The following is a 12,977-nucleotide window of genomic DNA, read 5'->3' on the forward strand; positions in this document are numbered from 1 at the left end:
CGGTTAAGATATGAGCGCCTAAATTTGCAAACTCCTCTAGATATCTGTCTGGGTCTACAATCATTAAATGTACGTCTAAAGGCTTAGTGGCATATTTATGTATTGCTTTGACCACAGGCATACCGTAAGAAATATTTGGCACAAAAACTCCGTCCATAACATCGATATGGTGATATGTTGCTTCACTGGCGTTCACCATTTCTACATCGCGTTGTAGATTTCCAAAGTCTGCTGCTAAAAGTGATGGCGCTATACTTGCCTTTTTCATGATATATAACCTTTGTAATTCAATACAAAAATACGGATTTGTATTTCGTTCAACAGTCGTTTTTAAATTAGCTTTAACTCTATTTAATCAATTTTACTTCCACCATATTTAGTGAGTATGGGATTAATTTTTGACTTGTATTGCTTCATAATAGTATTCAACTTGTTCAATTCAACATCTAGTTCTGCCGATAATTCTTTGTAAACTTTGTAAGCTCCGCTTGTAGGTTTTGCTTCACCTGATTCTACACTTCTTCTTAATGATGCTAATCTATTATTTAGTTTTATTGGAAAGTTTAATGGGTCCTGACCTGATTGATTTTTCACTTGATATAGACTTTCCTCGACTTCGGTTAACTCGTTTAAGAAAGGGGTGATGTTCTTATCGTAGTCATCAATAGCATCTTTTGCATCACCAAGGGTCTTTTTAATTTCTCTAATCTTAATAACTGCTTCATTGGCAGCCGAAGTTTTACCCATTATTTTGTTGGATAACTCAAATTGTTCATCTAAATCTTCTTTGGTAATCCCTTTAAGATTTGGATCCATTTTTATTTCAAACGCATATGTTTTTTCATAATCCCCTGATTTCATTTTTACTTTATAAGTCCCTAAAGGAGCTTTTGGTCCGCGTGCAGGTCTTGCACTCCAAATGATCATTCCTTCAAAAGTAGTAGCACCTTGATACCTCATGTCCCAAGTAAAATTGTTTATTCCTTTTGCTGTGGTAGGTTTTGTAGACCCTCCTTTTAACCAATAAGGTATGTTAGGGTCAACTTCATATTTAGGTTTACTACCGGTAAACGTATTTATGAGTTTATCATTAGTATCAAAAATTTCAAAGGTGATGGTGTCTTTTTCTTCCTTTAAATAATATTGAATAGAAGCATTTGTCAATCCTCTTAAAGCATTGGTTGGTTTAAAAAGTACAGCTTCTTGATCTTCCATTTCAGAAGTATACTGTCTTAAGGGTTGAATATCATCAAGAATCCAAAACCCTCTACCGTGGGTTCCTAAAACGACATCATTATCTTTTATGACTAAATCCCTAACTGGAGTATCGGGTAATTCCAATTGAAGACTTTGCCATAATTCCCCGTCGTTCATTGAAAAATATACTCCGTGTTCAGTTGCTAAAAATAGAAGTCCTTCTCTAACAGGGTCTTCGCGAACCGCTCTTGCAAAGTGCCCATCATCTATTCCGTTGATAATTTTTGTCCAAGTTTTTCCATAATCATGTGTCTTAAAAACATAAGGTTGTCTATCATCTACTTGGTATCTATTTGCTGCAACGTATAATGTTCCTGGATTGTGAATGGATTCATCAATAATACTAACTCTAGAGAATTTTGGTAATTCTTTAGGAGTAATGTCTAACCAATTTTTACCGCCATCTCTAGTAATGTGAATTTTACCATCGTCTGAACCTGCCCATATAGTATTAATGTTGTGGTTAGATGGAGCAAGAGCAAAAACCGTAGCGTAAATTTCAGGTCCGTTCATATCCATGGTAATAATACCACCCGTTTTACCTAAGGTGGATGGGTCTGCATAGGTTAAATCTGGACTAATTTTCTCCCAAGATTGTCCATCATCCGTAGTTTTCCAAACATGCTGTGAACACGTGTACATTACGTTTTCATCTTTTGGTGCAAACATGATAGGGAACGTCCATTGCCAACGTTCAGGTAATGCGCTAGCAGGCTCGCCCGAGAAAAATCGCGGATATACCTGTATGTCTCTAGATTGACCATTACTTCTGTCATATCGTGTCAATAGTGCACCTTGACTACCTGCATAAAATATGTCTAAATTGGTTGGGTGCTGGGTAATCCAACCACTTTCACCACCACCAACAGCGTATGCCCAACCATCACCTTGGCCTCTTGCTTGCATATGCCCCCAACCATCACTTGGTACAGCAATAGTACTGTTGTCTTGTTGTGCACCTGCCACATGGTAAGGTACATCGTTAGTGGTCATTACATGGTACAACTGTGTTGTTGTGTAGTCTTCTTCTGTCCAGGATTTTCCGCCGTTTAAACTAACAACGCCACCGCCATCATTAGAAGAAATCATACGGTCAGGATTATTAGGGTCTATCCAAAGATCATGATTGTCTCCGTGAGGTACCGTAATTTTTGTATCAAATGTTTCGCCACCGTCTGTAGATTTCCAAAAGTTTACATTGAGTCCGTAAACTATATCTTTATTCAACGGGTCGGCATAAATTCTAGAATAGTAAAAAGCACGTTGTCTAAGCTTACGCTCATCATTTGTTCTTTTCCAAGTTTTACCCGCATCTTCTGAACGAAAAACTCCACCTTCATTTGCTTCAATAATTGCCCAAACGCGATTAGAATCTGCCGGAGAAACGGTTACTCCAATTTTTCCTAACGGACCTTCTGGCATACCTGGATTTTTTGAAAGATCTGTCCAGGTTTCACCAGCATCTGTAGACTTCCATAGGTTACAATCTGGACCGCCGCCCCACATTTTCCAAGCCTTACGCTGCACTTGCCAAGTACTGGCATATAATACATTTGGGTTGTTGGGGTCAATGATCAAATCTACGGCACCAGCCTTATCACTCACATAAAGTGTTTTGTTCCATGTTTTACCACCGTCAGTGCTTTTAAAAACACCACGTTCTTCATTATCGCCATATGGATGACCTAGGGCTGCCACATATACTATATCAGGATTTGTGGGATGAATTCTAATTCTAGAAATAGCCTGAGTTTCTTCTAGTCCTAAATGCTTCCATGTTTCACCGGCATCAATAGATTTGTATACACCATCGCCTTGCGTTATACTACCACGTAATTGTACTTCGCCCATGCCGATGTATACGATATCAGGATTTGTTTCAGCTACCGCTACAGCGCCAACAGAAGAGCTGGTTATTTGACCATCTGTAACTGGTTTCCACTCATTACCGCCATCAGTAGTTTTCCATAATCCACCACCAGTTGCACCAAAATAATATTCATTGGGTCTACTAGGGCTACCGGCAGAACCTAAAGAACGCCCGCCACGTACAGGTCCAATATTACGCCATTCTAAATTGTCATAAAAAGCTGTATTGATTGTTGTTTGCGAGCTGGTTTTTTTAATTTTCTTTTTTTGTGCGTGTAAAGAGCTGCAAATAAAAATAAGAGATAAAATAAAAAGGAGAGATGATTTTGAGTTCATTGTAGTCGTTGTTTGTTTGGTGGATTGGTTTATTACTAGCTTGAAAATAATAATTTAATCTGCCAATAATAAGCGATAGGAAAATTTTAACGAGGATAGCACTCATTTAATATGGTAAGCTTATTAAATGATGTTTGTCTTAAGAATGCTACTAGAATACACTAATTATTTTGCTATTTCCATAGTTATGAAATGTAGCTATCAGCAAACGGAGAATAAATAGTATGATTATAGAATTACTACGACATAATAATCAAGAAGCTAATAGCTGCTATTCTATTTGTCTTAAACCTTCGTAAATTGAAATTGCAACTGCATTGGCTAAATTAAGACTGCGGATATGTTCACTGTATAAGGGAATTTTTACAGCTTTATCCGCATTGTCATTTAAAATAGATTTTGGCAAGCCAATAGATTCTTTGCCAAAGACTAAAAACATATCTTCCTCAAAATCAATTTCCCAATGATTTTTAGTTGCGCTGGCAGAAAAGAAAATCATTTTCTTTTCTTTATTCTGCTCAAAGAATGCATCAACATTCTCGTACATAATAACATTTAAATGCTGCCAGTAATCAAGCCCTGCCCTTTTTAAGCGTTTGTCTGTAAGTTCAAACCCAAAAGGTTTTACCAAGTGTAGAGTAGAACCTGTGCCAAGTGCTAGTCTACCAATATTTCCTGTGTTGTTAGGGATTTCCGGTTCTATAAGTACAATATTAAATCCCATTATTTTTTAAAAGATTGAAGGTATAAATGTTCCACTTTTTCACGTGCCCATGGTGTTCTGCGTAAAAACTTCAAGCTAGATTTTATGGAAGGATTACTCTTAAAACAGTTTATATTTACCTGACCGGCTAAATCTTCCCATGAATACTTTTCTGTTAGTTCTTCTAGAATAGTTACCAATTTTACACCGTGAAGGGGATTGTTGGGTTGAGAATCTGAGCTCATGATATTTTTTATTTAGTAGGAATTACTTTTATTTTTGAAAAGCAATGTACATTGATAGTGCTGGAACCTTAATATGGTCTTTCAAAAAAGTTGAACCTTCAAAATCAAAGGTACTACCAGAAACCGCTTCTTGCCAAATTCCTTCTATTTTATAATCTATTATTTCGTTAGATGCATTGTATATGACTAAAATTTTCTCCCAGCTATCGGCATTTGCATTGTCTTCCAAAGTAAATGAAACCAGCGAATTATCAGTCTTTTGAAATATTAGGTGTTTACGAACATCTGAGCCTGTAGTCATATAAAAAGCCGGGTGTTCTTTTCTAAGTTTAATTAGATTTTTATAGTATTCAAAAACCTCCTTGTGTTCATTTTTCCTGTTCCAATTTATTTGGTTAATACTATCAGGTAAATTGTATGAATTGTGTTCGCCATTTTTTGTACGAAGCATTTCTGTACCGGCATGTAAAAATGGAGTTCCCTGTGATGTAAGAACAATCGCATTTGCCAATTTATCCATAGCAATTAAGGTCTTAGAATCTGTATTAGGTCTTGAGATTTTTAATTTGTCAAAAAGCGTATGATTGTCATGACAAGACACGTAATTTACAGATTGCCAAGGTTCGTTAGCCCAGGGGGCTTCAGAATAGTTTACACTGTTATAATTAATTTGGGGATGTTGAATAGCACCTACAATCCCGAATTTTATTGATTCTTCCGTTTTTACAGCTCCACTCACAAAACCTAAGCTTTCATCTTCAAAAACAGAACCTTTTATTCCGTCACGTAAATCATCACTAAAGGCAGCAAATTTTGGAATTTGTTGCATGTATTTTTTGAGCGTTCTCTTTTCTTCAGGTAATGGGGAATCTTTGGCAGTCCATCCTTCGCCATATAATAGTGCGTCAGGATTTATTTTTAAAATTTCCTTAGCAATGATATTCATGGTTTCAATGTCATGAATGCCCATAAGATCAAAACGAAACCCATCAATATGATATTCTTTAGTCCAGTGTAAAACAGATTCAATCATGAATTTGCGCATCATTGGGCGCTCAGAGGCAGTTTCGTTACCACAAGCAGCAGCATCTGAATACGAGCCATCTTCCCAATGTCTGTAATAATAATTTGGCAGTTCTTGATTAAAGTTAGATTCATCCGTTTTGCCGGTATGGTTATAGACAACGTCCATAATAACACCGATGCCATTAGCGTGAAACGTTTGAACCATTTGTTTAAATTCTTTAATACGAACTTCTGCATTAAAAGGATCAGTAGAAAAGGAACCTTCAGGAATATTATAGTTTTGAGGGTCGTATCCCCAATTAAATTGCGGGGTGTTTAAGTTAGCTTCATCAATGGAATAATGGTCAAAAGAAGGTAAAAGATGTACATGAGTAATGCCCAATTCCTTTAAGTGGTCTATGCCCGTAGTACTTTGGTTAGGGTTTTTAGTTCCGGTTTCAACTAGGCCTAGATAGGTTCCCTGCATAGAAGACCCAGATTGAGGATGAATGGTCATGTCTCTAATATGAAGCTCGTAGATTATAGCTTCGTTTTGGTAATTGAGCGCTGGGGAGATATCACTTTGCCAATTCTTAGGGTTGGTTTTTTCCATATCAATAACCATAGCTCTATTTCCGTTTACTCCAACAGCTTGTGCGTAAATTCCTGGAGTTTCATTTAGCCATTTGTTATCTGATTTAACTTGAAAAGTATAGTAAATTCCGTTTAAATCGCCATCAACGTTAATTTCCCAAATACCCTCGTCGTCCTTGTTTAGGGAATATTTTGCATATGATTTAGAGTTGTTTCCGGTTCTATAGAGTCTTAAAATCACTTCTTCTGCCTTAGGGGACCAAAGTTTAAATAAAGTTGATTTTTGACTGTATTGCGCCCATAAATTTTCTTTAACAGGAGTAGGGTAGCTGTCAAAATCAGTATTATTTTTATGGTGATTACAAGAATTAAAGCACATGAAAACTATTGGAATTAGTAGTGTGTATTTCATTGAAATGGTGTTGATGCTCTAAGATAAGGAAAGAAATTTTGGGGATAATAGTTATTTAGGGTTAGCTAAGTAAATAATAATGAAACTATTATAAATGAAAAAACTCCGGTAATCAGCCGGAGTTTATTCATCAATCAAAAAACGAACAGTCATGATAAACTGTTGTTACCGTTAAAATTACAATTAATATGCCATATTACCAATTTAGGGAATATTTAACGTGTAATTTTTATAGCTTGAACGCTAAGAGTTTTTAACCCAAATACGTTTTTAATATTTTACTTCTAGAAGTATGCTTTAAACGTCTAATTGCTTTTTCTTTAATTTGACGAACTCTTTCTCTAGTAAGGTCAAAAGTTTCACCAATTTCTTCTAAGGTCATAGAATGCTGGTTAGCAAGACCAAAGTATAAACGAATAACATCTGCCTCACGTGGCGTTAATGTTTCTAAAGCACGTTCAATTTCTGTACGTAAAGACTCATGTAACAATTCTCTATCAGGATTAGGAGATTCACCACTACGAAGTACATCATAAAGGTTAGAATCTTCACCGTCAATAAGAGGCGCATCCATAGATACGTGTCTACCTGAGTTTTTCAATGATTGTTTTACGTCATCAACAGTCATGTCCAATTCTTTTGCAATTTCTTCAGGAGAAGGCATTCTTTCATGCGCTTGCTCAAGGAAAGCAAAAGTTTTATTGATCTTGTTGATAGAACCAATTTTGTTCAATGGCAAACGAACGATACGAGATTGTTCTGCCAATGCTTGTAATATAGATTGACGGATCCACCATACGGCGTAGGAGATAAATTTAAATCCCCGCGTTTCGTCAAAACGCTGTGCAGCTTTGATTAATCCAAGGTTACCCTCGTTAATCAAATCTGGTAAAGTAAGGCCTTGGTTTTGGTACTGCTTCGCAACTGAAACCACGAATCTGAGGTTGGCTTTGGTGAGTTTTTCAAGAGCGATCTGGTCGCCTGCCTTGATACGTTGTGCCAACTCTACTTCTTCATCAGCGGTAATCAAGTCTACTTTTCCAATTTCTTGTAAGTACTTGTCCAAAGATGCGGTCTCTCTATTGGTGACCTGTTTTGTAATCTTAAGCTGTCTCATTAAAATAAATTAAGTTCAGTTTGCATAGACTGCATATACTTATACGTAAAAAACTTCCGAATGTTACAATTCAATCAAAAAAAGTTCATTTTTCCGTTGAACTACATAAAAAAAGCCTCGACTGATTAGTCGAGGCTTTAAGAATTACCTTACAAAAGAATTAATCTCTTCTTGGTTTTCTATCGCGATTACGATCGTTTCCACGACGGTCATCTCTTCTTTTATCATCACGTGGTGGTCTTTCAACAAAACCTTCTGGTTTTGGTAAAAGGGCTTTACGAGAAACTTTTTCTTTACGAGTACGCTTATCTATACCGAAATACTTAACGTCAAATACATCGCCCATGTTTACAACATCAGCTACATTTTCGGTACGTTCCCAAGCTAGTTCACTTACGTGTAATAATACTTCATTACCAGGAGCTTCCATATATTCTACAACTGCACCGAAATCAAGCATCTTAATAACTTTTACTTCGTAAACGCTACCAACTTCTGGCTTGAACAAGATAGAATCTATTTTTGCCATTACAGCATCAATACCTTTTCTACCAACACCTAATATTTCAACTATACCTTCTTCAGTAACTGGATCTTCGTTTATAACGATAGTTGTCTCAGTTTCTTTCTGCATTTCTTGAATCACTTTTCCTCCAGGACCAATTAATGCACCAATGAATTCATTAGGTACACGTCTAGATACCATTGTAGGAGCATGATCTTTAACATCTTCGTTAGGTGTAGAAATAGTTTCAGTAATTTTTCCTAAGATATGTAAACGACCTTCGCGAGCCTGTTTTAAAGCATTAACAAGAATCTCATAAGAAAGACCTTTTACTTTAATATCCATTTGGCAAGCCGTAATACCGTCTGCAGTACCTGTTACTTTGAAATCCATATCGCCTAAGTGATCTTCATCACCTAAGATATCTGATAATACAGCATACTTTCCAGAATCTGCATCAGAAATTAATCCCATTGCAATACCTGATACTGGTTTTTTCAATTGAACCCCAGCATCCATCATTGCCATAGTACCAGCACAAACAGTAGCCATAGAAGAAGAACCGTTAGATTCTAAAATCTCAGAAACTACACGTACTGTGTAAGGGCAATCTTCAGGAACCATTCCTTTCAATGCACGTTGAGCCAAGTTACCGTGACCAACTTCTCTACGAGATGTTCCACGAATAGGTCTTGCTTCACCAGTTGAAAAAGGAGGGAAGTTATAGTGTAAATAGAAACGCTCTTCACCTTCGTAAGATGGCATGTCTATTTGGTTTGCTTCTCTACTTGTACCTAAAGTTACTGTAGCTAAAGCTTGAGTTTCTCCACGAGTAAAGATAGAAGAACCGTGTGTAGAAGGTAAATAGTCAACCTCACACCAAATTGGTCTGATTTCATCAGTCTTACGACCATCTAATCTTAAACCTTCGTTCAACGTTAAGTCACGTACAGCGGCTTTTTCAGCTTTACTATAGTATTTAGAAATTAATCCGCCAAAATCAGCTTGCTCTTCCTCAGAGAAAGAAGCTTTGATTTCTTCTTTGATTTCGCCAAAAGCAGCGCTACGCTCATGTTTTGCAGAACCTGCTTGAGCAACAGCGTATACTTTATCATAAGCCATGTCATGAATTTTCTTAGCTAGATCAGCATCTTCACGTTCTGGCTCGTACTCACGTACATCTTTTTTACCGAAAGCTTTCGCTAAAGCTTCTTGAGCAGCACATTGAACCTTAATAGCTTCATGGGCAAACTTAATAGCTTCGGTCATTTCTTCTTCAGAAATCTCATCCATCTCACCTTCAACCATCATTACAGAATCAGCAGAAGCACCGATCATCATATCAATGTCAGACTCTAATAATTGAGCACGGGTTGGGTTGATAACGAATTCACCGTTTACACGACCAACTCTAGCTTCAGAGATAGCACATTCAAAAGGGAAATCTGATAATTGAATAGCGGCAGAAGCAGCCAAACCTGCCATTGCATCTGGCATAACGTCTTCATCATGAGACATTAACTGAATCATCACTTGAGTTTCTGAGTGATAATCTTTAGGGAATAACGGACGTAAAACACGATCCACTAAACGCATGGTTAAAACTTCACCGTCACTTGGTCTTGCTTCTCTTTTGAAGAAACCACCTGGGTAACGACCTGCAGCTGCAAATTTTTCACGGTAATCTACCGTTAGTGGAAGAAAGTCCACATCACTTTGTTTGTAGTTGGAAACAACTGTACATAATAACATACATTTTCCTGATTGAACAACAACAGATCCATGTGCCTGTTTTGCCAATTTTCCTGTTTCGATAGAAATTTCTCTACCGTCACCAAGGTCTATGACCTCTTTAAATACTTTTGGAATCATAAAATTCGATTAAAATTTGCATCATGCAAATTTGTTAAACAATGGTCTTTCCGACTGAAATTTCTCTGGTCGGAGTTGTTGTGTTGTTGTGTTGACCAATGAAAAACCGTGTGTAGCTTTTTGTTCTCCTTTGCCAAATATTTGGCTTAAACTCCTAAGGCGGGAGTATTAAAAAAGGGGATAGCTAGCTATCCCCTTTTGCAATATTATTTTCTAATACCTAGCTCTTTAATTAGCTCTCTGTATTTTACAATATCATTTTTAATCATGTAATCAAGAAGACTTCTTCTTTTACCCACGAGCTTTACTAATGAGCGCTCAGTGTTGTAATCTTTATGGTTCTTTTTCAAGTGACCAGTTAAGTGATTAATTCTGTGTGTAAACAAAGCAATTTGTCCTTCTGTAGAACCAGTGTTTGTTTCGCTACCGCCGTGTTTTTTGAAAATTTCGGCTTTTACTTCTTTTGATAAATACATTCCAATATTATTTTAAATGATTTTTATGTACGTGATTGATTTTCAATCAAGCCGCAAAGGTAAGATATTTTTTGAAATGTTTAATTTAAATTTTAATAATTTAAAATTAAAAAGCACAACCATTTGGTAATGGTTCTACGTTTTCTAGTTCTTTGGCAAATTCAATATCCAATTCATAAGAAGAGAAGCCAGTGTCAATAGCACCTTTTAAGTACCGCATTTGAATAGCTTGTAGTATTCATGTGTACTCTTATATATACTTCTGTGGTACTTTATAGTGGAATGTTGCTTCCTGACCTTGTAAAAGGTTGTTCGTCTACATGACTATGTGCCAAAACTCTTCTATAGATAAGTTTACCTTCTAAATCTATAATTTCCCACCAGTCTGCATATTGATCACACCCTGTATCTGGACTTGAAATTGTAGTATTGAAAGTGTACCCATTTGGTTCACCTGATATGCTTACTTGGGTAACTTGTGCATTAGAATTAAAAATACTCGCCGAATCTGATTCTTCGACGAGCACTTTTTCTTTATCTGCAGAACAGCATAAAAACCAAAAAGATAGTATAGTGAATACTAATGATTTCACGCTGTTGCTTTTTCTGCTCTTACTGGGTTGTTCTGAATTAAGTCAATGTAAAGATTCACTTTTTTCTTTAAATCTCTTCTATGTGAAATGAAATCTAAAAAGCCGTGTTCCAATAAAAATTCAGATGATTGAAAACCTTCGGGCAAATCTTTACCAGTAGTATCTTTTACGATTCTAGGACCGGCAAAACCAATCAATGCTCCTGGCTCTGCAATATTAATATCGCCAAGCATAGCATAAGAAGCCGTAGTACCACCCGTTGTTGGGTCGGTACATAAAGAGATATATGGTAAACCAGCTTCAGATAACTGAGCTAATTTAGCTGATGTTTTTGCAAGTTGCATTAATGAAAGCGCTGCCTCCATCATACGAGCTCCACCAGATTTAGAAATCATCATAAATGGTGTTTTCTTTTTAATGGCGTAGTCTATACCACGTGCAATTTTCTCACCAACGACACTACCCATAGAACCACCGATGAATTTAAAATCCATACAGCAGATTACGATGTCTTTACCGTAAGACTTTCCGTATCCTGTTCTCACAGCATCTTTAAGTCCGGTTTTTTTCTGTGCCGCTTTTAAACGTTCGCTATATTTCTTGGTATCTTCAAATTTCAAAGGGTCTTTAGAGCTTAGTTTCTCGTCAAGTTCAGTAAACTTATTGTTATCGAACAAAATTTCAAAATACTCTTTACTGCCTATTCTAACGTGATAATCATCTTCAGGACTAACATAAAAGTTTTTTGCAAGATCGTCAGACTCTACTATTTTACCTGTTGGTGATTTATACCAAAGTCCTTTAGGTGTGTCTTTTTTTTCCTCGGTAGAGGTTTGAATACCTTTTTCTTTTCTTTTAAACCAAGCCGTCATCTCATCCATTTTTTTGGTTATGCTATACTTTTATAGTGTGTTTACGTTGTTTAAGTCTTCAAAGGCTTTTTTCAAACGCTCTATGAAAGCAGTCTCTCCTTTTCTTAACCAAACTCTAGGGTCGTAAAATTTCTTGTTAGGTTCGTCAGCGCCTTTAGGGTTGCCGATTTGTGCTTGTAAGTAGTCTTTGTTGTCTTGAATATAATCACGAACACCAGATAGAAAAGCATATTGTAAATCGGTATCTATATTCATTTTTATAACTCCGTAGCTAATACCTTCTCTGATTTCTTCAACTGTAGATCCAGAACCACCATGGAATACGAAATCTATATGGTTGTGCTCAACACCGTATTTCTTAGAAATATATTCTTGAGAGTTTAAAAGGATTTTCGGAGTCAATTTAACGTTACCTGGCTTGTAAACACCATGTACGTTACCAAATGCAGCAGCGATAGTGAATTTAGGGCTAACTTTAGAAAGCTCTTCATAAGCGTATGCTACTTCTTCTGGTTGCGTGTATAATTTAGAATCATCTACATCAGAATTATCAACACCATCTTCTTCACCACCAGTGATACCTAGTTCAATTTCTAGCGTCATGTTCATTTTGCTCATGCGCTCTAAGTACCCTTTACATATTTCAATATTCTCTTCTAAAGGCTCTTCAGAAAGATCGATCATATGCGAGCTGAACAAAGATTTTCCTGTTTCAGCGAAATGTTTTTCACTAGCATCTAAAAGACCATCTATCCAAGGTAATAATTTTTTTGCACAGTGATCTGTATGAAGAATAACTGTTGCACCATAAGCTTCTGCTAGTTGGTGAACATGTTTGGCTCCTGCAACAGCACCTAGTATGGCTGCTTTTTGCCCATCGTTAGAAAGACCTTTACCAGCATTGAACTGTGCTCCACCGTTAGAAAATTGAATGATAACAGGAGCGTTTAAACTTGCAGCTGTCTCTAAAACACCATTAATGGTATCTGAACCTATAACGTTTACTGCAGGTAATGCGAACCCTTTTTCTTTTGCGTAGTTGAAGATTGCTTGAACTTCATCTCCGGTTGCAACTCCCGGTTTAATATTGTGAGCCATAATTATGTTGTTGTTTGTTTCTT

The 12,977-nt window shown here is 36.6% G+C and carries 11 protein-coding genes (1 of these 11 running past the window's edge); all 11 read right to left on the reverse strand.

Going from position 1 to position 12,977, the window contains the following annotated elements; all coding sequences use genetic code 11:
* Positions 1-268: the beginning of a ribulose-phosphate 3-epimerase gene (gene rpe / locus SJY30_RS00040; protein ID WP_396633612.1), read on the reverse strand. Its footprint begins 383 nt before the window's first position; the window shows 268 of its 651 coding nt (coding positions 1-268); its start codon is at positions 266-268; its stop codon lies off the left edge, out of view.
* Positions 269-351: 83 nt separating this feature from the next.
* Positions 352-3,462 (reverse strand): WD40/YVTN/BNR-like repeat-containing protein, encoded by a 3,111-nt coding sequence (locus SJY30_RS00045; protein WP_396633613.1) that lies wholly within the window; start codon positions 3,460-3,462, stop codon positions 352-354.
* 271 nt (positions 3,463-3,733) lie between these two features.
* Positions 3,734-4,186, reverse strand: coding sequence for a tRNA (cytidine(34)-2'-O)-methyltransferase (locus tag SJY30_RS00050; protein WP_396633614.1), 453 nt, complete (start codon positions 4,184-4,186; stop codon positions 3,734-3,736).
* Positions 4,186-4,410 carry a VF530 family DNA-binding protein gene (locus SJY30_RS00055; RefSeq protein ID WP_068482283.1) on the reverse strand — a complete coding sequence of 75 codons (225 nt, stop codon included), beginning with the start codon at positions 4,408-4,410 and terminating at the stop codon, positions 4,186-4,188. Before SJY30_RS00055 ends, SJY30_RS00050 begins: the two co-directional genes overlap by 1 nt.
* Positions 4,411-4,438: 28 nt before the next feature.
* Entirely contained in the window at positions 4,439-6,421 is a 1,983-nt protein-coding gene (pulA, locus tag SJY30_RS00060; protein ID WP_396633615.1) for a type I pullulanase, read from the reverse strand.
* Positions 6,422-6,674: 253 nt separating this feature from the next.
* Positions 6,675-7,538 carry an RNA polymerase sigma factor RpoD/SigA gene (locus tag SJY30_RS00065; protein ID WP_036156158.1) on the reverse strand — a complete coding sequence of 288 codons (864 nt, stop codon included), beginning with the start codon at positions 7,536-7,538 and terminating at the stop codon, positions 6,675-6,677.
* A 160-nt stretch (positions 7,539-7,698) separates the two neighbouring features.
* A complete protein-coding gene (locus SJY30_RS00070; RefSeq protein WP_396633616.1) occupies positions 7,699-9,915 on the reverse strand; it encodes a polyribonucleotide nucleotidyltransferase in 2,217 nt (738 codons plus the stop codon).
* A 206-nt stretch (positions 9,916-10,121) separates the two neighbouring features.
* Entirely contained in the window at positions 10,122-10,391 is a 270-nt protein-coding gene (gene rpsO, locus SJY30_RS00075; RefSeq protein ID WP_036156156.1) for a 30S ribosomal protein S15, read from the reverse strand.
* 272 nt (positions 10,392-10,663) lie between these two features.
* Positions 10,664-10,984, reverse strand: coding sequence for a hypothetical protein (locus tag SJY30_RS00080; RefSeq protein ID WP_396633617.1), 321 nt, complete (start codon positions 10,982-10,984; stop codon positions 10,664-10,666).
* Complete coding sequence (gene accD, locus SJY30_RS00085; protein WP_396635290.1) at positions 10,981-11,856, reverse strand: acetyl-CoA carboxylase, carboxyltransferase subunit beta; 876 nt, start codon at positions 11,854-11,856, stop codon at positions 10,981-10,983. The genes SJY30_RS00080 and accD overlap by 4 nt, the downstream gene beginning before the upstream one ends.
* Before the next feature lie 30 nt (positions 11,857-11,886).
* Entirely contained in the window at positions 11,887-12,954 is a 1,068-nt protein-coding gene (gene fbaA / locus SJY30_RS00090; protein ID WP_396633618.1) for a class II fructose-bisphosphate aldolase, read from the reverse strand.
* Positions 12,955-12,977: the final 23 nt, after the last annotated feature.

The organism is Maribacter sp. R86514 (assembly GCF_044597005.1).
Classification (GTDB): domain Bacteria; phylum Bacteroidota; class Bacteroidia; order Flavobacteriales; family Flavobacteriaceae; genus Maribacter.